23 protein-coding genes are annotated in these 20,329 nt (G+C 58.5%); all 23 read right to left on the reverse strand.

Annotated elements, in window-relative coordinates:
- Nucleotides 1–82: 82 nt before the first annotated feature.
- Complete coding sequence (locus tag AC1DPR_RS12405) at nucleotides 83–886, reverse strand: WecB/TagA/CpsF family glycosyltransferase (RefSeq protein WP_113470057.1); 804 nt, start codon at nucleotides 884–886, stop codon at nucleotides 83–85.
- A 317-nt stretch (nucleotides 887–1,203) separates the two neighbouring features.
- Nucleotides 1,204–1,710, reverse strand: coding sequence for a membrane protein (locus tag AC1DPR_RS12410; RefSeq protein ID WP_025659519.1), 507 nt, complete (start codon nucleotides 1,708–1,710; stop codon nucleotides 1,204–1,206).
- Nucleotides 1,710–2,075, reverse strand: a complete 366-nt coding sequence (locus tag AC1DPR_RS12415; protein ID WP_018856813.1) for a hypothetical protein — start codon at nucleotides 2,073–2,075, stop codon at nucleotides 1,710–1,712. The genes AC1DPR_RS12410 and AC1DPR_RS12415 overlap by 1 nt, the downstream gene beginning before the upstream one ends.
- A 17-nt stretch (nucleotides 2,076–2,092) precedes the next feature.
- Nucleotides 2,093–2,659 carry a rod-binding protein gene (locus tag AC1DPR_RS12420; protein WP_025659520.1) on the reverse strand — a complete coding sequence of 189 codons (567 nt, stop codon included), beginning with the start codon at nucleotides 2,657–2,659 and terminating at the stop codon, nucleotides 2,093–2,095.
- A 31-nt stretch (nucleotides 2,660–2,690) separates the two neighbouring features.
- A complete protein-coding gene (locus AC1DPR_RS12425; RefSeq protein ID WP_018856811.1) occupies nucleotides 2,691–3,104 on the reverse strand; it encodes a hypothetical protein in 414 nt (137 codons plus the stop codon).
- A 4-nt stretch (nucleotides 3,105–3,108) separates the two neighbouring features.
- Entirely contained in the window at nucleotides 3,109–3,861 is a 753-nt protein-coding gene (fliR, locus tag AC1DPR_RS12430; RefSeq protein ID WP_018856810.1) for a flagellar biosynthetic protein FliR, read from the reverse strand.
- Entirely contained in the window at nucleotides 3,858–5,945 is a 2,088-nt protein-coding gene (gene flhA / locus AC1DPR_RS12435; RefSeq protein ID WP_025659521.1) for a flagellar biosynthesis protein FlhA, read from the reverse strand. The genes fliR and flhA overlap by 4 nt, the downstream gene beginning before the upstream one ends.
- An 88-nt stretch (nucleotides 5,946–6,033) precedes the next feature.
- Nucleotides 6,034–6,300 carry a flagellar biosynthesis protein FliQ gene (fliQ, locus tag AC1DPR_RS12440; RefSeq protein ID WP_018856808.1) on the reverse strand — a complete coding sequence of 89 codons (267 nt, stop codon included), beginning with the start codon at nucleotides 6,298–6,300 and terminating at the stop codon, nucleotides 6,034–6,036.
- Between the two features lie 63 nt (nucleotides 6,301–6,363).
- Entirely contained in the window at nucleotides 6,364–6,804 is a 441-nt protein-coding gene (flgD, locus tag AC1DPR_RS12445) for a flagellar hook assembly protein FlgD (protein ID WP_018856807.1), read from the reverse strand.
- Complete coding sequence (gene flbT / locus AC1DPR_RS12450; protein ID WP_018856806.1) at nucleotides 6,795–7,244, reverse strand: flagellar biosynthesis repressor FlbT; 450 nt, start codon at nucleotides 7,242–7,244, stop codon at nucleotides 6,795–6,797. Before flbT ends, flgD begins: the two co-directional genes overlap by 10 nt.
- The gene (gene flaF / locus AC1DPR_RS12455; RefSeq protein WP_007530128.1) at nucleotides 7,241–7,588 is read right to left on the reverse strand and encodes a flagellar biosynthesis regulator FlaF; all 348 of its coding nucleotides are present in this window, start codon (nucleotides 7,586–7,588) and stop codon (nucleotides 7,241–7,243) included. The genes flbT and flaF overlap by 4 nt, the downstream gene beginning before the upstream one ends.
- Before the next feature lie 36 nt (nucleotides 7,589–7,624).
- Complete coding sequence (locus AC1DPR_RS12460) at nucleotides 7,625–8,746, reverse strand: flagellar hook-associated family protein (protein WP_025659523.1); 1,122 nt, start codon at nucleotides 8,744–8,746, stop codon at nucleotides 7,625–7,627.
- 3 nt (nucleotides 8,747–8,749) lie between these two features.
- Nucleotides 8,750–10,216 carry a flagellar hook-associated protein FlgK gene (gene flgK, locus AC1DPR_RS12465; protein ID WP_477816422.1) on the reverse strand — a complete coding sequence of 489 codons (1,467 nt, stop codon included), beginning with the start codon at nucleotides 10,214–10,216 and terminating at the stop codon, nucleotides 8,750–8,752.
- Between the two features lie 18 nt (nucleotides 10,217–10,234).
- A complete protein-coding gene (locus AC1DPR_RS12470) occupies nucleotides 10,235–11,536 on the reverse strand; it encodes a flagellar hook protein FlgE (protein WP_018856803.1) in 1,302 nt (433 codons plus the stop codon).
- Between the two features lie 129 nt (nucleotides 11,537–11,665).
- The gene (gene rem, locus AC1DPR_RS12475; protein WP_018856802.1) at nucleotides 11,666–12,337 is read right to left on the reverse strand and encodes a transcriptional activator Rem; all 672 of its coding nucleotides are present in this window, start codon (nucleotides 12,335–12,337) and stop codon (nucleotides 11,666–11,668) included.
- Between the two features lie 283 nt (nucleotides 12,338–12,620).
- Entirely contained in the window at nucleotides 12,621–13,184 is a 564-nt protein-coding gene (locus AC1DPR_RS12480; protein WP_025659524.1) for a lytic transglycosylase domain-containing protein, read from the reverse strand.
- On the reverse strand, nucleotides 13,126–14,478 hold the full coding sequence (gene fliK, locus AC1DPR_RS12485; protein ID WP_477816423.1) for a flagellar hook-length control protein FliK: 1,353 nt from the start codon (nucleotides 14,476–14,478) through the stop codon (nucleotides 13,126–13,128). Before fliK ends, AC1DPR_RS12480 begins: the two co-directional genes overlap by 59 nt.
- A 1-nt stretch (nucleotide 14,479) precedes the next feature.
- Nucleotides 14,480–15,775: a chemotaxis protein MotC gene (motC, locus tag AC1DPR_RS12490; protein ID WP_340650584.1), complete on the reverse strand. Its 1,296-nt coding sequence runs from the start codon at nucleotides 15,773–15,775 to the stop codon at nucleotides 14,480–14,482.
- A gap of 3 nt (nucleotides 15,776–15,778) precedes the next feature.
- Nucleotides 15,779–17,017, reverse strand: coding sequence for a MotB family protein (locus AC1DPR_RS12495; protein WP_018856798.1), 1,239 nt, complete (start codon nucleotides 17,015–17,017; stop codon nucleotides 15,779–15,781).
- Nucleotides 17,014–17,649: a hypothetical protein gene (locus AC1DPR_RS12500; RefSeq protein ID WP_477816424.1), complete on the reverse strand. Its 636-nt coding sequence runs from the start codon at nucleotides 17,647–17,649 to the stop codon at nucleotides 17,014–17,016. The genes AC1DPR_RS12495 and AC1DPR_RS12500 overlap by 4 nt, the downstream gene beginning before the upstream one ends.
- A gap of 167 nt (nucleotides 17,650–17,816) precedes the next feature.
- Nucleotides 17,817–18,782: a flagellin N-terminal helical domain-containing protein gene (locus tag AC1DPR_RS12505; protein WP_192240781.1), complete on the reverse strand. Its 966-nt coding sequence runs from the start codon at nucleotides 18,780–18,782 to the stop codon at nucleotides 17,817–17,819.
- Between the two features lie 264 nt (nucleotides 18,783–19,046).
- Complete coding sequence (locus AC1DPR_RS12510) at nucleotides 19,047–19,955, reverse strand: flagellin N-terminal helical domain-containing protein (RefSeq protein ID WP_018856795.1); 909 nt, start codon at nucleotides 19,953–19,955, stop codon at nucleotides 19,047–19,049.
- A gap of 241 nt (nucleotides 19,956–20,196) precedes the next feature.
- Nucleotides 20,197–20,329: flagellin (locus AC1DPR_RS12515; protein WP_340650587.1), on the reverse strand; the 133-nt coding region annotated here is incomplete at its 5' end.

Consider the following 20,329-nt stretch of genomic DNA (forward strand, 5'->3'; position numbering starts at 1 on the left):
GATCTCATGCGTATGAACGGTCGAAGCCATCCGCGAAAGCGGACGGGTTAACCAACACTAAAAGTTCATGGCAAAGAAAAGGTTAACTGGCGGGCCTTGCGTCGGTCAGTTCCGTATCCGCATGCGGCGTTCCGTCGTACCGGAGGGCGTAGTACAGGAAGGCAGCAAAGCCCAGGCCGGAACGAAGGCCAGGGCGCGCCGGCCATTGCGTCCAGCGATAGGCGCGTTCAAGTCCCACCGTCCGTACAATCTTCGGCACGGGGCGGATCATACCGGCCACGACATCGAACAGGTCGCCGACAGCAAGCACTAGGCGAGCGTGATCCGCCCGGATGTTCTCTTGGATCCATTTTTCCTGAAATGGAGTGCGCGCTCCGACGACGAGTATGTCGAGCATTTGCCCGTCGATCTGATCTACGATCCGCGACCTGCCTTCTGTGTGGGAGAGGGTGTCGGAAATGACGGTGAACTCGTGCCATGGCGCGTGCCGACGGAATTTCGCTGCAGTCAGGCGAACCTCTTGAGGGTTCGTGCCGATAAGGCCGATGCGGCGCGGTGTCTCCATGAACGTCAGCAGCGCCGGCACGAAATCGCCGGCCCTCAACCTGGCAGGGAACGGCGAGCCATGCGCCACCTTCGACGCGATGTTGAAACCTGGACCATTGGGAAGCAGCAGGTTTTGTGCAAGAACGGCGCGATAGCCGCTGTCGCGCAGCGCCATGAGCATGTTGCGCGCGGTGACGAAGGAAACGGATGTCTGCCCGACCGGTATCGACAGGAGTTCATTGAAAAGCACCAGGGCGTCATCCCAGCCTAGGTCGCAGACCGGCAGATCGAAAATCGCGCGGCGCGACGACAAGACCGCGAAATTCGCGATCAGGTTCATGCCGGTTTCCTGACGATAGTGTTTCATGCGCATGCATCCCCGAACAGATCACATAGCCGCACCAGACGATTCAACATCGACCCGTGGCGTTGGCCTGGGAGCGCATGAGAGAATTCCGAGAAACAGAATGTCAGTGCACAGTCAGCCCATCGGGCCGGTCTTGTAACAGCGCGATTTCAACTATCTCTTAGGAAAACCGTTTGAATTTCGCCCCTTGGTGGAAGGAATTATTAACCGTCTACAGTCGGCACAAAAACGCAGAAACGGCGCCCCAAGGGCGCCGCTTAAAGCAAGGACCGAGTCACTCTCTGGCAGCTTTAATCCGCTACCGGTTCCGGAGCGACGACGTTGACGGGCTTGCCCGTCCTCTTGTGTTGTCCGGAGTCACTCGTCTTGGGGAGGTAGTCGAGCTGTTCCAGCATGACCTGCTCGATATACTCTCCACCCAGATGCTGGTTGACGTCCTTCTTTATCATCTCCCGAAAGGCGTTCGGATCGAAGGATTTCATGTTGGAGATGTCGATCATCTTGTTGCCGACGAGCAATGTAAAGAGCTCGTCGGTCGTCATTTCCGTCAGAGGCAAGGACACGTTCTTCACCGCGTCCTTGTTCATCATGAAAGAGATCCTGCCGAGGAAGTAGCCGGTAATTGTACCGTCGGCGATGATCGGCACGGTGATCGTCTCGCCCTTTACAAGCTCGAGCTGGCTTTGCTTGGAATCATCGGGGGCCGGCGCAGGTGCCGTTGCCATGTGCACCGAGAAATAGACCGATGCCAGCGTGATCGCGCAAACCCAGACGCCTGTCAGAACGAGCTTAATCATCAAGCGTCACGTGCTACGAATTGCTCTTGGGAATAGGTGCCGTCGGCGTCCGCATCCTGGACTGCATTCTTCAGGAGATCGGCAACGGTGCGGACCGCTTCCAGATGCGCTTCGACGCGCCGTGCGTTCAGCACCAGCTTCTTCTTGAGCCCATGCAGCTGATCAAGATGCGTGGCAGCCAGTTCCTTCGGGTCTGTGTCGCGGAAGAGCATCGACAGCTCGTAGAGGCAGCGGCTCTTGTGCGTGTTCGACACCTTGAGATCGAACTGCGGATCGTTGCCGATACGCGTGTTCTCGTTGTCGATGATCATTTCGAGGCGTCCAAGAACCGATTTGATACGATAGTCGTTCGAGATTATTTCCATTTTTGTCCTCGATTTTCTCAGGCGTCATTGGCGGACTTGTTGTCCGCAGTTGGTGTACCGAAGGTCTTGCGCTGGAAGTCGTCGATCATGCTCATCGCCATGTTGCGATCGTCCTGATCGGTGGAAGCGTTGGCGACCTTGCCTTCCTGCTTCTTCAGCGCATCGTGATAGAGCTGCTTGGCAATGCCGATGCCGTCGCCCTTCGAAATCTCGTTGCCGAGCTGTTCGGCCATCATGCCCTTCCAGATATCACCGGTGGCACCCTTGCCGTACACTTCTTCGCTGTCGTTCGGCAGCATGTTCTTGATGAAGTTCTGCAGGACCATGGCCTCGAACTTGCGGTAGGTTTCCGGCACCTCTTCTGTCTTGGTGCTGCGGTTTTTGCTGTCGCTCAAACCGGTCTTGCCCGCGGCGCGATCGAGAATATCGACGGCCGAGGTAAAGCCGTTGCCGGCTTCGGCGAGACTGTTGGCGGCAAACGCCGCCTGGTTTGCCTTCAGTTTTTCCTGGGCTGCCTGCACCTCGAGCGGGTCGGCAGCTTTGACAACATCCAGGACCAGATCACTCGGAGGTGAAATAGCCAAGTCACAATCCTCTTGATTAAGATTGTGTCGATTATGATTTTTGAAGCTTGCTGGAGGCTGGCGTACCGAATTTTTGATCGATGAGATCATAGACTGCGTTGTCGGCGGCTTCGCGGCGCTCGGCCTCGAGCGCCTCACGCATGCCGTCTTCCAGGCGATCGCCCTTGGCGCGTTCCTGAACAACGCGCATTTCGTGAATCTGCTGCATGCCGATCAGCTGCTTGTCCTTGATCCCCAATCGGTTGAAGCGATCCGCATAGCTTTGCGAGAAGGCATGATGGACCGGGTCCATGGAGCCGAGCGCCAGGATGACGCTGTCCATTTGCTCGTTGACTTCCGACCGCTGACGGCTCGTTTCGGCAAGGTCGAATTCAGCCATCTGCTCCAGATGACGTTGAACCGCCACGAGGCGTTTCAGTTTCTGTGAGCGCGTCTTGTCTACCATGTCGCTACCTGCCGATGAACACGCTGGCGAAGGATTGGCCGAACTGGCTGACCAGCGCCGCCACTGAGAAATAGAACAGGAACAGGCCGCCGAGAAGCAGATAGGGCGTCGAAATGAAATACACCGGAATCTGCGGCGCCAGCTTGTTGATGAAGCCGATCGCGATGTTGAACATCAGGCCGTAGATCAGGAAGGGGCTTGAGAGCCGCAGCATGATCATGAATGTCGATGACAGCGTGTCCGTGAACGAGATCAGCGTGCTGCGCATCTGCAGGATGCCTCCGAAGGGCATCGACGTGTAGGAATCGACCAATGCCCGGAAGACGACGTGATGAAAGTCCATCATGAACAGGATCATCATACCGGCAAAGGTGATGAAGCCTGAAAGGCTGCTTTCCGGGGAATCTTCGAAGATATCGCCCGCGCTCGGTTGAGTGTAGCCGACCATCATCGCAATCACGCTGGCTGCGAACTGCAGGCCGAGCGTGTAAAGCCGAGCAAGCATGCCGTACATGACGCCAACCAGCGACTCGCTGAAAATGTAGCCAATATAGGTGGCGTTCGATGTGTGGACGATCGGATAGACCGTTTCCCAGAGCACAGGAAGGATCGCAAGGGACAAGGCAGCTGCAATGAAAACCCGCAAGTGCGGTGCGACACGGGCAGACGAAAAGCCGGGCATCACCAGAACACAGCCGCCGATCCTGCAGAAGATCAGGAACAGCGCCAGGACGGTCCCTTGCGGGTCTGTTATCATGAAATGGAGCCCAGAATCTTTATCTCGATGCCCTTGGCCAGCTCGACATGCGACAGGACCGGGAGCGTTGCGAACAATCGTTCGATGATCATGCGCACATAGGAGCGTGTTTCCGGCGAGGTGACAAGGGCGAACGGCAGGCCGCGATCCATGAATTCACGGATAACTTTTGTCGCTTGCTCGCTGAACTCTTCGAGCATGCGCGGGTCGATGTCGAACTCGATGATCTCGCCCTTGTTGTCGCGCTTCAGCGCCTGATGGAAGGCGAGATCCCACTTGCTGCCGAGTCGCAGCACGCGAAGCACGCCGTTGTCCGCGAGATCCCCGCAAAGCTGCTGCGCCATGCGAACACGTACGTGCTCGACAATCTGCTCGGTCTTGCGGACATGCGGCGCGAGTTCGGCGACGGCTTCCAGGATGAGGTGCAGGTTGCGGATCGACACACGCTCGGCGAGGAGCAATTTCAGCACGGCCTGCAGGCCGGAATAGGACATGTGCGACGAGCAGATCTCGTCCGCCAGCTTCTTGTATTCCGGATCGAGCCTGTCGATCAGGACCTTCACATCCTTGTACGACAGGAGCGCCGGCAGATTGTTGCGGATGACTTCGCTCATATGCGTCAGGACGACAGAAACATTGTCGATCGGCTGGAAACCCTCGCGCTTCAGATCGTCGGCGAATGCTTCGAGTATGGACACCGCCGGCATGCCGAAGGCTGGTTCGCGAATCTCGTCGCCCGGAATGCTTGGCTTGCGGCCGGAGCCGGTGACAACAAGAACTTCGCCAACGCGCAGCATGTTGGACGCGACCGTCGTGCCGTGGATTCGGATCTGATAGGACTTCTCGGCAATGCCGATATCGTCCGTGACCTTGATCTCCGGAACAACGAAACCGTACTGCGTCGCGAACTTCTTGCGCATCTTGCCGACGCGGAAGGCAAGCTCCTGGTGAGCGCCGAGCAGGCGTGTCGACACCATCTTGCCGAGCGCGAGCTCGATTTCCGATGTGCGCAGCACCGACTTGACGGAATCCTTTTCGAGTTCCTTGTTCTGGACGACCTTCTTTTCTTCCAGCTCGCGACGAGCCTTGTTCTCCGCCTCGACCTGGCGGGGAATGAACCAGGCACCAAAGGCTAGCAGACCGGACAGGAACATGAAGGGCACAAATGGCAAACCCGGCATCAGGCCGAGGATCGCCATCAGAACCGCCGAAACAGAAAGCGCCCGCGGATAACCGCTGAGCTGGTTGACGACTGCCTGTTCGGTGGAACCGACGGTGCCGCCGCGCGACACGAGAAGGCCGGCTGCGAGAGAAACGATGAGGGCCGGCATCTGCGAAACGAGACCGTCACCAACCGAGAGCTTGACGAAGACGTCGGCGGCTTCGGAGATCGGCATTCCATGGCGGAAATAACCGATGATGATGCCGCCGAAGACGTTGATGCACGTGATCAGCAAGCCGGCAATCGCGTCGCCGCGAACGAACTTGGACGCACCGTCCATGGCGCCGAAGAAGGAGCTTTCCTCTTCCAGCTCCTTGCGGCGGCGCTGTGCTTCCTTCTCGTCGATGATGCCGGCCGAAAGGTCGGCGTCGATCGACATCTGCTTGCCGGGGATCGCATCGAGGGTGAAGCGCGCGCCGACTTCCGCGATACGCGTAGCACCCTTGGTGATAACGATGAAGTTGATGGTGATCAGGATCAAAAAGACGATCAGACCGATCACGAAGTCGCCGGACATGACAAGGCTGGCAAAGCCCGCGATGACACCGCCGGCGGCATCATGACCCTCGTTGCCATGCGATAGAATGACGCGCGTCGTCGCGATGTTCAGCGCCAATCGCGTCATGGTCGCGATCAGAAGAATGGTCGGGAAGGACGAGAAATCGAGCGGCTTCTGGATCCACAGCGCCACCATCAGGATCAGCACCGAGAAGGCGATCGAGAAGGCCAGTCCCATATCGATCAGGAACGGCGGGATCGGCAGGAAGAGCACGCAGATAATAACGATGATGCCCATGGCAAAACCGATATCACGTACGCTAAGTCCGGCTTTTGGGAGGGGGAGTGCAGGAGGTTGCGCCATTTCGATTCCGTCTCTTCATGAGAGGTGCGGGCATGATGCCCACCAATTCGGAACGAGACTTAAATGGCGAAGCTTGCGCGAAAGTGATTCAGAAACCTGACTGAATGCGCGAAAACACCAGATTGGTGAAAATCGAAATCTGCGATCCGACGAACGGAGCCGAGATGCCGATGGTGACGAGGACGGCCACGATCTTCGGAACGAAGGTGAGTGTCGCTTCTTGAACCTGCGTCAGCGCCTGGAACAGCGCGATGATCAGACCGACGATCATGGCCGCTGCGACCGCCGGGCCGGCGGAAACAAGAACGGTCCAGATCGCTGCCTGGAATAGGTCAAGTGCATCAGCTTCATTCATTGCAGGCAACCTCATATCGCCTTGCGGTCCGTCCGGTGTGGCCGAACCGCCTTGTCATTTCAACTAGCTCGAAGACGATGTGTCGGTCGTCGTCGGAGCCTTGTCGGCCAGGGTGATTCCCGCCTGAACGAGAATACTACCGCCATCCGTCGTCGTCGCAATGATGCCGTCGGAATAAACCTTCACCGACGCAACCGTGCCCTTCACGCTGCCGTCAGCGCTGGTCATGTACTTGCCGATGTAGCTGCCAGCCTGCGTCAGGCTGGAGCTCGCCAGCAGCGTGTCCAGCTTGCTGTTCGTCTGGATCGTCTGCTCGACCTGCGAGAAGCTCGCCAGCTGCGACATCTGTTCGCTCGCGTCCACCGGATCCGTCGGATCCTGGTTTTTCATCTGCGCGATGAGGAGCTGCAGGAAGTTGTCGTAGTTGAGCGTCGCCTTCTGTTGCGCGCTCGAGGTGCTCGACGACGAAGAACTATTGACGTTTGAGACGCCGTCTACCGCCATGGTGCGATCTCCTTGCGAATCTGCTCGACCATCGTCGGGTGCATTTCTTGGTTGTTGAGAATGCTATCCTCGATCGGATAGAGACCGCGGATCGCCTTCAGGGCGTCGAAGGCGCGGCCGGTCGAAACGAGACCGTCAACGCGCTTCAGTTCGGCGAGGACTTCCTCGTTCTTGAAGCAGGTCAGCAGCATCGTGATCGACTTGCGGAACATCGCGGTCGACTGATCCTTGCCTTCCGGATTGATGAGGATCATCTGCGCGATGAAATAGAGCTGGCGCAAAGGCGTCGTCGCGTCTTCCGGCTGGAGGACGTGGTTTTCGAGAAGGAATGTTACATCATTCAGGAATTCCAGCGCGACCTTGCGATCGACGCGCAGGACCGCACCGTTGATGAAGATCTTTTCCCCGGCTTTTAGCGAGATACGAAGTGTGCTTTTCATTTTAGTCCATCCCTGATGATGGTGGTAACGTCGATAATGCCTTGGTAGTTTGTCGATTGCCGGCGCCTGATCCGATCGCACTCCTTCAAGATCCAGATCGCGATGGAGATGAGGTTGGCCCGCAATTGGATCTCAAGCTGGTTGTCCGGATGCTTGAGATCCTCGATAAAACTTACCCAAACGCGCCGGGTGTAGAACAATGCATCAATGGCTTCCCGGCTGTATTTCTCTTTGTCTCGCGCAATCGACAGCAGCTCTATGGACCGGTCGAGAACTTGACGCTCCCGCTCCTTCGCATCGGCCACCGAGTCCTCCATGATCTCGGAGTAAGAGAACTGATACATTCATGCATCCTTCTTTGTCTTTCGTACCTTTGATCATCAAAGGTAATTCACGAGACTCAACTGCTGGATTTTCGATACGATGGTGTAGGCGGTCTCCAGCTGAGTCTGGAGGGTATTGACCAGCGTCGACGCTTCCGACGTATCCACGCCCTGAAGATCGACGAGCTTGTTCTGAAGAATGCTCGACTGTGCATCGAGAGCGTCATTGGCCTTCTCGACGCGCTCCTGCGAAAGGCCGAGTTGGCTCGCCTGGGTCACGATGCCGGTCGTGGCCTGCGCGGCATAGCCAATCGCCGTGGAGGTGACCTTGCTCAGTGCGTCGGCGCCCAGATTTTGGCTGGCCAGCGCCGACACTGTGATCGAAGCCAGCGCGAAGTAGCGCATGCCGTCCGAGTTGGAATTGGTCGACGACGTGACGACTTCAGAGTTGCTGATGCGGCTCGTCATGTTCTGGTTCGAAGCAGCCGACCAATCGCTCCAGGCCGGCGGCGTGACGTAGGCCGCGGGTGCAACCGGGGTCGGTGCGCCGGGCGGCGGGAATGCAACCGGTGTGGAGGTGCCGTTGAACGTGTCCTGGGAGAACATCGGCTCAACGAAGTTCGTGATGAAGGTGCCCATCTCGGCGCCGGTCAAAGAGCTTACCGGCTTGCCCAGGCCGCTCGCGTAGGCTTCGAGGTTCGTCTGAATGGCGGTCGTTGCGGCATTCTGTTGGTTGGTCAGCGGCTGCACATCGGTGTTGATACCCGAGAACAGGTACTCGCCGTTGAGCATCGAATTGCCCGTGTCCATCAGCTGCGAAAGCGCGTCGCCGGCAGATTGCATGGCCACCGCGATGCTGGTCTTGTCCTGGCTTCCCTGAAGCGCGGTCAGCTTGGAGACCAGTGCGTCGCCGGCCGTCTTCATACTGTTGAGGCCGAGCTGCGAAGCTTCGAGACGCGCCGATACGATGGAATTGCTGCCCTTGAGGGCCTTGATGCGGCTGACCTCAGCTGTGAAATTCACGCTCTTGGCTGCACCAGAGCCCAGGGAGGCGCCGATGTCGGCGTAAACGCCCGTTGTCGCCTCGAGAGACGCGGTTACCAATTGCTTCTGCGACTGGCGGATCGTCAATCGCATTGCGTTCTGAATGGCCGAACTAGAAATAAATGAACTTTTCATGGCTTAACTCGCTATGTCTAGCAATGACTTCAACATTTCATCGACAGCGTTTAGGATCTTGGTGGCCGCCTTGTAGGACTGCTCGATGTCGAGGAGCAGGGTCRGTTCTTCGTCGAGATTGACGCCGGTCTCGTTGGAATAAGCTTCCGTCGAACGCGAGAGCGCCGCTGCCGTATTCTCGGACGCAGTCGTCGCATCGCTTCGATACTGCTCGAGCCATCCGATCGAATTGGAGGCGTAGTCCATGATGTTCACGTTGGACGAGATGCCGGCGGTCGACGAGAAGGTCTGGGCCGCGCCCATCGCCGTGTAGAGCGCATCGAGATTGTCGGAGAAACCGCTGCTGCCCGTCGGATTGAGATTCGTGAGGCCGGTGATCGTGCCGTCACGCAATTTCATCGGGTCGCCGCCCTGGTTGGTGATGACGGCGGCATTGACCGCAATCGTACCCGCGATGCCATCGATCACGCCTGTGGTCGTCGGTGTGCCGCCAGTTGCTCCGGTCGCCGTCTTCCAGACGAAAAGACCTGGCTGTGTCGTAGTGGGAGTGCCGCCGGTCTCCGAGAACATCGTCACGAGAGACTTTGCGATCTCATCGAGCTGCGACTGGAACGTCGTTGCGATGTCATCGCGCACTTGTAGCAGTGACTGCAGGCTTCCCTGCGCCGTCGTTGTCGACCCTTTGCCACTGCCGAGCAGCACGCCGTCGATGTAGACGCCGTTGCCCTTTGTCTGGGCGGTGTAAGTGTCCTGCGCGACGAAAGTAACCGTTCGCGGAATGGTGTCGAACACGACGGTTCCGTCCGTCGTATAGAGCGCCATGTCGCCGTTTTGACGGTCGACGGCGTTGACACCGACAATCGAAGAAATCTGCTTCAGCAGCTTGTCGCGTTCGTCCAGCGCATCGGCAGGGTTACCACCGGTTGCCGTTTCGCTCTTGACGGCATCGTTCGCCGTCTTGAACTGCGCGAGCAGCGTATTGAGCGTCGAAACCTGCGTTGCAATTTCCTTGTCGGCGCCCAGGCGTACCGCCTGCACGGATTTCGTCGCGTTGTTCAGCGAATTGGCGACGTCCTGCGCAGCCGTGACTGCGCTTTGCGCGGCAATGGTGCTGCTTGGCGATGTGCGGAAAGCCTGCAGCTTTTCGCGGAACGTCGCCAGGTAGTTGGCCGGCGACGTCTCGTAGTCGTTGCCGCCCATGATCGATTTCAGGTCGGTCAGACCACCAAGCAGCGTCTGCTGGCCACTGTCTTGCGCACTCGCCTTCAGCCACTGACGCATTAGCGCGTCTTCTTGCGCGCGGCTGATCTTCACAACCTGCGCTCCATTCAGCGACGTGGTGATCATCGCCTGCCGGCGCACGTAGTCGCTGTTGCTGGAGTTCGAGATATTGTTCGACACCACACTGCTTTGAGTGCCGGTGTTGCTGAATATGCTCTGCGCGGTATTCAGTGCGGAAGTGAGCGACATGGCTTATCCGAACCCTACTTATCTCTTGAGGTTGACGAGGACGTCCATGATGTCGGACCCCGTCTGGAACACCTTGGAATTGGCAGTGTAGCTGCGCTGCGACTCGATCATTTCGGTCAGTTCGCCGGCGAGGTCGACGTTCGAGCTTTCAAGTGCTCCCGCCTGGATCGTGCCGAAACCGTTGGTCTGCGGGAAGCCGGTGACCGTCACGCCGGACTGGCCGTTTGCGCTATAAACGTTGCCGCTCATCAGCGTCATGTTGTCCGGGCTGGCGACGGTCGCTAGCGGAATGCGGTAGAGCGGCTTCGACGTGCCATCCGCATACTTGGCATATACCGTGCCGTCCTTATCGATCGTGACATCCTTGACCGGGCTGGCGGCCTGGCCGTTCGGCGTGCCGCTACCTGCAAAATCAGCGGCGAGCTGGGTGAAACCGCTGAGGTCCATGGCGATCGAACCGGTGGTGACGGGATCGGCGATGGTGAGGGCGCCAGTGCTTACCATCTTGCCGTTGGCATCGAACGTCAAATTTGTCGAGCCAACGAGAGCCGGACCCGGCGTCGAAGTGTACGGAAATGATGAGGTTCCACCTGTTGCCGCATCGTCATGACGGAAGACTGCAACCTCCCACGTGCTCGCAACACCCGGAGCTGCCGGCGGGGGCGTCGTCACGGCCGTCTTGGTGAAGTAGAAATCGTACTGAACCGTGTTGCCGAGCTTGTCGTAACCAACCATCGACATCTGCTTCGTGTCAGCTGTGATCGGCGCCGTGTTGGAAGACGGAAGGTTGCCAGTTGCGACGTTGGCATTGGAGTTCAAGTTGCCGGTAAAGGTACCGGTCGTCGAAGCGATGGCCGTCAAGCCGGACTGGTTGACGTTGATCGGCACGAGTCCCGAGAAACCGTTGACGACGACGGCCGGCGCGCCAGCGTCGTAAGAATAACCCATCAGCTTGAAGCCGGCGGAATTGACCAGGTTGCCTTCGGGGTCTTTGGTGAAATCGCCGGCGCGGGTCAGAACCGGAACGCCGTCCGGGCTCTGAACGATGAAGAAGCCGTCGCCCGAGATCGCCAGGTCGTAGCCTGATGTCGTGTAGGAGATGTCGCCCTGCTCCGAAACCGACTGGCGAACGGATGTCTGGACGCCGCCCGAATTATAGTTACCCGAGGTCGATGGCAGGACCAGCGACGAGAAAGCGGTCGAAACGGACTTGTAGCCCGTCGTGTTTGCGTTCGCGATGTTATCGGCGACGGTGCTGAGGCGGTTTGCCTGGGCGTTCATGCCGGACACGGCCGTCTTCATGCTGCCAAAAATGCTCATCTGAAAACCTCGATCCCCTTAGTAGGCTTGAGAGTATTTGGTGGGCCTTGCGTGAGGCTGTCTGGCGTTGAACCAATGTCGCGAGAATGCAGCGACCAGGTTCAGGCAACGCGGCCCGTTCTGAAAAAATCAGTTCCAGTCAATGCAATAGCCAAGGAAGCGCTTCGAGTCGACCGGATCGAAGCCCAGCTTCTTCCGGAGCTTCTTGCGCAGCTTGGAAATATGGCTTTCAACCACGTTTTCTTCGACTTCGTCGTCGAAAATCCCGTAGATCGCGTTGAAGATCTGCGTCTTGGTGACACGACGACCGCGGTTTGCAATCAAGTACTCAAGGATGCGACGCTCGCGACGGGGGAGCGCAAAAACCTCACCGTGAATTTCCGGATCGCGGCCGTCGGAGAACACGCGGATCGCACCGATATCCGTGTGGCTGGAAATCGCTTTCAGTCTGCGCCGAATGGCGGCAGCTCTAGCCAGGATCTCGCGGGGATGCACAGGCTTGCGCACGACGTCATCGACGCCACAATCAAAAAGTGCAAGGGTGTTTTCCAGCGACGGCTGATCGCTGACTGCGATAACCGGCGCCATGGTACGGTCACGGATCGCGCGCGGCAGCTCGAAAGTCTGCTGCCCCTGCCCGATCAGGAACGCCTCGACGGCCGCGACATCAGCGTCCGCCGCCGTCTGAACCCATTCGCCAAATTCACGTGGATCAAACCCTGTGGAAGGAATGCCTTCCCGCCCAAAAAGTGAAGTGTAACCATCTTTCACGAGCTCACGCTCATCAACCACTACGATCATTCGTCCGCCTCCGAATCACTTGTGGTACCTCGATGCTCTATGGGTACGAATCGCGCGATTCCGGGACAAGCTGTAGGAACTTACTGGCAGGAATTAATAGTTGATTAAGAATTGAGGCGCGATTTGATCTAGATGTAGTAGCGGTCCGAAATTATGCACACAAAAATTTCGTGGAAAAGTTAACAAGGTCTAAAATGTGATTTGCCTTGCCATATTGAGACAGATTCTCGCCACAATATGACACATTTCTGTTTTGTTCTGTTTTCTGCTAGTTTTGATTGAATCAATTTTGACAGAAGGTGCTCGCATTGCGAGTCCATTTGCCGTAGCCGGTGGCGACCAGATTGGCGATGACCCGGCAGACATACTGCTTCTGGGCAGGGTCATTGTTGGGGCCGGCGTGATAGCGGGCCACTGCCATCGTCCAGGTTTCGTGTCGGTCGTGGAGATTGCGCAGGAACCTTGCCGCGTATTCCACGTTGCGGCGGGGGTCGAACATCTCCTCCGCGGACCGGAAATTCTCACCATGGTAGTATTGGTTGATCTGCATGCAGCCGATGTCGATGAGCTTCGCGCCCGATCGGCGCGCCACATCGACCTGCCTCAGAGCATCCTGCTCGGAGGGCGGAAAGAAGGCTTTGCCTTCGATGTTCAGCGCGTAAGGGTAGAGGGATCCCTTGCGCCCGGTTTCGGTCAGACCCACGGAATAGAGTATGCCTTCCGGAATACCGTATTTCAGTGCGGCGGCTTGAATCTCCACCTCGCAGGCGCTGTTCGACGCTTCAGCGCTAGAGGTAGACGTCGCCAGTGCGACTACTGCCAGCGGCGCCAGAAGAAGTGCTTTCAACACCGCTTTCGCCCGAGCCATTGAAGCCTCCGCCAGTTCGCTGTCCTGAGTGATTTTGGCGCTCACGCGCCTCCCCGCCTTGGCCTTGCTGGGCAAACGCCTGGCCCTGCTGCTGGCCCTGTGCGGTCGCTTGGTTGCCCGTGTCCGAACGGTCGACTGGCGCCATGCTGATCGTCACGTTGTCGATCGCGAAGCCCTGGCTGCGCAATGCCTCGATGATCTTCCCGTGGTCTTCCTTGAGCTGCCGGTAGGCAGCTGGTGTCTCGACCTTCAAATCGACGTTGAGCGCGTCGCCTTGCAGCCGCATCGTCGCCGTGACGAGACCGAGTTCGATCGGGTTCATCTGGATCTTGAGTGTATTCACCACCTTGCCGGTGCTCGTCCACTCAGCAGCGTTCGACAGCGAAGAACTCGCCTGCATGGCGTGCGCCCATTCCTGATCACCGGAAATGGCGGCCGTCACGGCGGCAGAATTGGTGTTCTGCGCAAGACCGATGTAGCGGCGCGAATCCAGAACAGAGACGCTCTCGATGTTAGCCTTGCCGCCGGACTCGGTGGCATCCGTGTCAACGCCAAGATGCATGTCCATGGACTGACCACGGCCGTCGGCACGGGTCAGCCGGAATGTCGTCGCGTCGATACCGCCTTCGGCCTCAGTGCCGGGTAGCTGGACGTCCGCGGACGTATCGACGCCGGTCAGACCTGCGTCAACAGACATCTCATCCTTGGCTTTGACGCTGGCAACGGACTTTTCTTTCGGTTCTGTCGATACCTTGCCTTCCGGCTTCGCGGCTGCCATCGCCGCGAACGCTGCAGCCGCAGTTCCGTCCGTCGGGACTTGCTTGAGTAAGCTCAGGACATCAGACAGCGTGCTATCGTCCGGGGCGACCTTCTGGTCGTCGGCACCGTCGGCCTTCGTCTCCTTGGCGCCCTTTCGAACCGTTACAGCGTCATCATCCAGCCTATCCGAAAGATCCCGCAAATCGGCTTCATCAGCGTGCTTGCCCTTAGGCTTACCGTTCTGTTCCGTCGTCTTCGTTTCTTCGTCCGCCGAACCAGACGCTTTCTCTTTCATCTGCGCCTGCGCAGCGAGAGATGTGCTGCAATCGGTGCCGTCGCCTGCCTGCTGGCCGGTCGTGGACTGTTCGGCGGAGTCATGCTTTCCGCCGCTTGCCTTGTTCAGGACATCGGAGAACCCGCCTGCATCCGCATCGCCACCGCTGCCCGTCTGGCGGCCAATGCCAGAGGCAGCCCCTGCTCCGGATGCTCCCCCCAAAACACTGATGTCCATCATCTCAATTACTCTCTTTGTTCAAGAGGCCGTCGATCTCATCCAACTGCGATCGGCTTGACGTCACGAATGCGTTGAATGACGGGTCGGCGTCCTGCTGTCCCCCAACATCGGATGGCGGCCCCCCCGCCGATTCTCCCACAACGGGACCTGGAACTGGGTTTGGTACCTCCCCCTGATCCGCTTCAGCCTGTTCAGAAGTAATTTCTTGGCCATTAGATTTAGGGGTCGTCGCTTGCGTCAAGCTTGCCGGTTCAGGCGGACGAAGCACTTGTTCCGCAATAGCTTTTGCCGCGGCTCTGAGGGCCTGGTCGCGCGGCGACAACTCCTGCTCGGGGATGGATTCGATGTTCTTCGTGGCCGCATCGATCTTGTCGGTCGGGATCGCCGCCATGCCGCCGTAGAAATCCGCCAGCGCTCCAAAGGCGTTATCAGAATCGCCTGCAAGCGTCTGGGCGCGCGCCGCGGCCATCCGTGCGAGATCGCCCTTGCCGGCGATCGCCGCCGCGCGGGCGATACGGAGGTAGACCTCGCGCTGCCTGGCCTCGTCCATGAAGGAGAGGATGTTAACAACGTCGTCCGGCTTCACCTCATGATCGTGATTGACCAGCAGGCTGACAAAAAGATCCGCGAACTGGCTGGCATATGGCGAATGCAGGAAACGGCGCACGTAGCGCTGCGAGTAGTCGAGACCCTTATCCACCATCCCTGCTTCGACGCAGATAGACACGGAGCGGCGTAGCGCCGCCTCCTCGACGATCGTACCCGGCGCATAGAGGCGAGCCTGATCATACAGCTTCAGCGCTTCCACTGGACTCTTGGCAATGGTGACGTTGCCGCCCACCAGCGCCAGATAGGGACCGATTTTCTTGTCCTTGTATTCGTTTGCGGTCTCGACAAGGCTCTTTGCAACAAGCAGGCCTTTGCCGCTCAGATATTTCCGCAGGACGTCGCTGACCCGGTTGTCGAAGTGACCGTTCACGTCGCGCGCGACGAGATATTCGAGGGTCTCCGGATTACCACCGCTCATCGCGTAGATTAGCGCCGCATCGACATTACGCTCATCATCGAAAACCGATGGATCGATCGTGCGTAGACGCTGATCGATCGTCCCGAGCATGAAGCGCTGCATCTCGGCAGCCGAGTGATCCCCGAGCACGACGGAATCCTGCACGAACTGCAGCGACCGGAGCATCTTGTAAGGGACAATGTCCTCCTGATCTTCCGCGTGCACGCCGGTAGCAGGGCTCACCGCAAGCCCCAAAAGCAAAAGCAGAAGACGTTGGTGGTGACGGACCATGGATTATCCCTGATCCGCCTGCAGCAATATCTCGATGCGCCGGTTGGCAGCATTGAACGGATCGGCCGGCTCCTTCAGCATGCGATCGGCAAAGCCCGAAACCTGCGAGACGCGCTTTTCGTCGAGTCCGCCCCGAACGACCATGTAGTAGGCCGCCTGGGCACGATCCATGGACAAGCGCCAGTTCTCGTTTTCACCCTTGTATTGACGGCCGTCCGTATGACCGCGGATGGCGACTGCGCCCGGCTTGCTCTTCAGGATCTCACCGATCTTTTCCATTGCGAGCACCATTTCCTTGCGCGGAACGGCCGACCCGATATTGAACATGGAATCGTCGCTCTGATCGGAGATGCTGACCAAGAGGCCGCCTTCCGACGCCGTAACCGTGAGGCCTTCGGCGAGCTTGCCGGCCACGCCGCTGATCTGCTGCGCGATTTCCTTTTGCAGGTCCTCGGCCTTCTTCTGCCCAACGGCTTTTTGCGCCTCGGCTTGCGGCTTGTCCTCTGCTGTCGCTGCGGCTTGTGCGTCCTGACTCTCGCCGGCGTCCGCCGCTTTCGTCAGATCCGCCGGGTTCCCGGATTCGGCCTTCGCAACTTCCGTGGCGTCCGCTGCTTCATCAGCAGGAACATCTTTCGAAGCCGGCTGCCTTTTGTTGGCATGGGTAACTTCGACCTGCTTCGTCCAGAAGTCGGGATCGAACGGGTCACGATAAGCCTGGCCACCGTCGGCTCCGGTTGCAGGACCGGAGTCGCTCGCGCCGCCCTCACCCTTGGCGCTGACGTTTGCCTGCTGGCCGACCTCCTGCGCAATTTCTGCCAGGACCGAATAGGGATTCTCGAAGAAGTCGGCTTCGGAGTAGTTCGTTTGGTCGCCGGATGTCGAGGTCTGGTCGTCGCCGTTTGCCGCCGCCGCGCCCTCGTTGGGCTTGTCCTCCTTTTCCTTCGACTTCTCCTGATTCTGATCGCCATCCGCCTGATCGACAGGCTTCTTCAGGCCTTTTTGCGTGGGCTTCTCGTCGGAGAGCTTGATCGGATTGAAATAGGTCGCGACGGAGGCCTTGGTTTCCTCGTTCGCGGCGTTGACCAGCCACATGACGAGAAAGAACGCCATCATGGCCGTCATGAAGTCGGCGTAGGCGATCTTCCAGGCGCCGCCATGCGCCCCATCGTGATCGCCGCCGCCATGCCGCTTGACGATGATGATCTCGTTCTTGCCGTGATGGTGGTTTTCGCTCTCACTCATTCCAGAACTTTCTTCAAGCTCGTCGCCCAGGCCGACATGCGCGTCACAAGGACGGCGTCGCCAAATTCGACAGTCAGGTCGACATCGCCGGTTTCAAGGTGGCGCAGAAGACCTGCCTTTTCGCCAAGAGTACCCTTCAACACATCGAACAGCCGGGCAGGTCCCTTGACGGTCACGGTGCCGACATCGCCTTCCAATACCGCCTCGCGAAGAATGCCGGCGAGATCGACGGCAGCCTTCTGCGACAGGACATCGGTCATTACGGGGGCCAGCGCCCTTGCGACAGTCGCGCTGACAAGCTCGGCAATCGCGCTCGCCATGGCATCAAGCCGGGAGGCGACCAGCGCCGCAGTCTCAACCTCGTAGCGGTCGCGAAGCTCTTCGACCTCGCGCTGGTGAACAAAGGCGACCGTTTGCGCTTCCAGTTCATACTTCTCCGTCAACACGGCGGTCGCTTCCGCATAGCCCTCGGCGTGAGCATTGTGGCGCTCTTCTTCGAGATCGACGACAGACTCTGAGGCAAGATCGGCAAAGCCGCCAAAGTCGTTCGCGAAATCGTCCGCATCCACGACGGGAGCGGCGACGGCCGGTTCTCCAAAATCCTTGAGATACCGAGAAAGCAGCGCGCTCACCGAATCCACCCTCTCGCTGCAGAAGACTGCGACATGCCGCGCCCCATCATGAACTGACAACTCATCAGGCACGGTTTCCGCACTGCGCCTTTGTATCGAAACTAGGCAGTCAAACTTGCGCGAGGATGAAGGGTGAGGCCCAACAAGCTCACCCGCGCCTCACCTCACTATTGCAGCAGTAGCAGTACTTTGCTGGCGGCTGTGTTCAGGATCGAGATCGTCTGAATGCCCATCTGCTGTTGCGCAAGCAACGCCTTCTGAAGGGTCGCCGTTTCGTCCATGTCGGTGTCAACGAGTGCGCCGACACCTTTGTCGATCAAGTCAGACATGTCCGCGGTGTAGGCAACGCGATCGCCGATACGCGCGCTCATCGTGCCGAGGCCAGCCGCGGTCTCCGTCAGTGTCGACAACAGGGAATCGACCACTGCGATCATATCGTCCACCTGTGCGGACGTCGTATTGCTATCGAGCTTTATTTCCGTTCCGGTCGCCGGCGTCGTCGAGCCGGCGCTAAGCAGATAATAGTTGCGCGCCGTCGCAGTGCCGTCGGAATTCAGGGTGTTCGCATCTACCGTTTTCGTGAGCAGTCCGCGATTGGCGTCCGTCATATCGATCATGACGGTCTGGTCCGCCGGAAAATCGATGGTTTGCATCTGGTATTCACCACTCGCGCCGCGCACGAAACCGCCGATCACGGATCGCGAGGTCGGAAGCGTGGCATCTCGGTTAAGAAGCCAGTTCTCGCCGGCGATGCTGGTCGACTGAACCGTCGTCTGCAGTTGTCCCTTCAACTCGCTGAGGCTGGTATTAAGCTTCGTCTTGTCGACGCCGGCTTCCTTCGCCGTCAGCAGCGTCTTGCGGATCTCGCCCAACTGGTCAATCAGGCTGTCCATCGAGGTATAGGCAGTATCGACCTTCGATGCGCCGACGCCGAGCGCGTCGTGAATGTTCTGCAGCGAATTGCTGTCCGAGCGCATGACGCTTGCAAAGGACCAATAGGTTGCGTCGTCCGCAGCCGTTTCGACGCGGTAACCCGACGAAACCTGCTGCTGAACCGTTGCGGCGTCCTTGTTGATGATGCGCAGCGCCGCGAGGGCGTTCACCTGTGCCGAGCTGGTAATTTTGTATGTCATTTTCTGGCTCTGAATAGGGAAACGGGACAGGCCGGCGAGCGGCAGCGACTGAGCTGGCGTCATGCCCCCGACTGGATCCTCCAGGCCGGTTTGTCGCTAAAACAAATCAACTGTTAAGCGAAGGTAACCAAGGCTCCGGACCGGCGCAAGGGCTACGGCGTCGGTGCCGCAAGCCTCGCGCAACCTTGATTATCGCTTCAAAAACAAAGATAAAGCCGCATCTCGCGACGCGGCTTTCGGTCTCACTTCGTGGCTGGCGGCGTTCTAGCCCTTGAACAGCGTGAGGACGTTCTGTGCGCTGTTGTTGGCGATCGACAGCGACTGGATCGCCAGTTGCTGCTGCGTCTGCAGCGCGGTCAGCTTGCTCGATTCCTCTTCCATGTCAGCGTCAACGAGGCGTCCGACGCCCGAGTCGATCGAGTCGCTGAGGTTCGAAACGAAGCTTTCCTGAAGATCGATACGGGTGGAGATCGAGCCGAGCTGCGAACCCGCCTTCGTCAGCGCGCTGAGGCCGTTTTCCACGGTGGTCAATGCCAGGTTAATATCGCTGTCGCTGAAGCTCGTGATGTCCATGCTGAAGATCGAGCCAACGCTGCCCGAGGAGGTTCCGATGATACCAGTCGCAGTGTCGATTGCTCCGGTTGTCGTCATGCCAAACAGAACGTTGCCGCTGGTCGAGTCATCGAGGAAATATTCTGTCGTCTGGACGGACACCTGTCCATTCGCGTCGCGGACGAACGAGGAGACCACGCTTTTCGTTGTATTGCCTGCAACCCAGTTTTCACCGGAGAAGGAAGCAGATTGCGCAACACTCAGCAACTGTTGCTGCAGCTGCGCGATTTCGTCCTGAACCTTGGTTTTGTCGACGCCCTTTTCCGTTGCGGCTACGATCTTGGCCTTGATCTCGCTGACGATATCGATGGCGCTATCCATGGCGGAATATGCGGTATCGACCTTCGCCGCGCCGAGGCCAAGCGCGTCGGAGACGGCCGACAGCGCCTTGTTGTCCGAGCGCATCGTCGTCGCAATAGACCAATAGGCAGCGTTGTCCTTGGCTTCCGCGACGCGGTAGCCTGACGAAACACGGCTCTGCGTTTCTTCCAGGCTGCCATTGATGCTGCGGAGGGTCTGGAGGGCGGACATTGCCGCGACGTTCGTCAAAATGCTGGTCATGAAATTATTGGTCCTTGGCTGGCAAATATTGAAAAGGACACTCCGGTCCGCCACCGGGAACGGCAATCAGCTTCATGCCCGCTAACCGCTTCTTAAGCTTGGTTAACATACCGTTTCATTGACGGCAGAAAACATGAGTTTGGTTAACGCCGAGTTAACAAACATAAAAAAGCCGCGCTCGGGGGAGCGCGGCTTCGATCGGCGATCTTTCGGTTTGAAGCGCCCGCGAGCGCTCCTGCTATTAGCTGCGGAACAGCGAGAGGATGTTCTGCGAAGAGGAGTTCGCGATCGACAGCGACTGGATCGCCAGCTGCTGCTGGGTCTGCAGGGCGCTGAGCTTGGAGGACTCTTCTTCCATGTCGGCGTCAACCAGG

It is taken from the genome of Rhizobium sp. 01T417, from assembly GCF_056398905.1.

Bases quoted from the DNA above. Each gene is read 5' to 3' on its own strand.
- AC1DPR_RS12405 (WP_113470057.1), bottom strand. From the start codon at position 886: ATGAACCTGATCGCGAATTTCGCGGTCTTGTCGTCGCGCCGCGCGATT.
- AC1DPR_RS12410 (WP_025659519.1), bottom strand. From the start codon at position 1,710: ATGATTAAGCTCGTTCTGACAGGCGTCTGGGTTTGCGCGATCACGCTG.
- AC1DPR_RS12415 (WP_018856813.1), bottom strand. From the start codon at position 2,075: ATGGAAATAATCTCGAACGACTATCGTATCAAATCGGTTCTTGGACGC.
- AC1DPR_RS12425 (WP_018856811.1), bottom strand. From the start codon at position 3,104: ATGGTAGACAAGACGCGCTCACAGAAACTGAAACGCCTCGTGGCGGTT.
- fliR (WP_018856810.1), bottom strand. From the start codon at position 3,861: ATGATAACAGACCCGCAAGGGACCGTCCTGGCGCTGTTCCTGATCTTC.
- flhA (WP_025659521.1), bottom strand. From the start codon at position 5,945: ATGGCGCAACCTCCTGCACTCCCCCTCCCAAAAGCCGGACTTAGCGTA.
- fliQ (WP_018856808.1), bottom strand. From the start codon at position 6,300: ATGAATGAAGCTGATGCACTTGACCTATTCCAGGCAGCGATCTGGACC.
- flgD (WP_018856807.1), bottom strand. From the start codon at position 6,804: ATGGCGGTAGACGGCGTCTCAAACGTCAATAGTTCTTCGTCGTCGAGC.
- flbT (WP_018856806.1), bottom strand. From the start codon at position 7,244: ATGAAAAGCACACTTCGTATCTCGCTAAAAGCCGGGGAAAAGATCTTC.
- flaF (WP_007530128.1), bottom strand. From the start codon at position 7,588: ATGTATCAGTTCTCTTACTCCGAGATCATGGAGGACTCGGTGGCCGAT.
- AC1DPR_RS12460 (WP_025659523.1), bottom strand. From the start codon at position 8,746: ATGAAAAGTTCATTTATTTCTAGTTCGGCCATTCAGAACGCAATGCGA.
- AC1DPR_RS12470 (WP_018856803.1), bottom strand. From the start codon at position 11,536: ATGAGCATTTTTGGCAGCATGAAGACGGCCGTGTCCGGCATGAACGCC.
- rem (WP_018856802.1), bottom strand. From the start codon at position 12,337: ATGATCGTAGTGGTTGATGAGCGTGAGCTCGTGAAAGATGGTTACACT.
- fliK (WP_477816423.1), bottom strand. From the start codon at position 14,478: ATGATGGACATCAGTGTTTTGGGGGGAGCATCCGGAGCAGGGGCTGCC.
- motC (WP_340650584.1), bottom strand. From the start codon at position 15,775: ATGGTCCGTCACCACCAACGTCTTCTGCTTTTGCTTTTGGGGCTTGCG.
- AC1DPR_RS12495 (WP_018856798.1), bottom strand. From the start codon at position 17,017: ATGAGTGAGAGCGAAAACCACCATCACGGCAAGAACGAGATCATCATC.
- AC1DPR_RS12505 (WP_192240781.1), bottom strand. From the start codon at position 18,782: ATGACATACAAAATTACCAGCTCGGCACAGGTGAACGCCCTCGCGGCG.
- AC1DPR_RS12510 (WP_018856795.1), bottom strand. From the start codon at position 19,955: ATGACCAGCATTTTGACGAACGTCGCGGCAATGTCCGCCCTCCAGACC.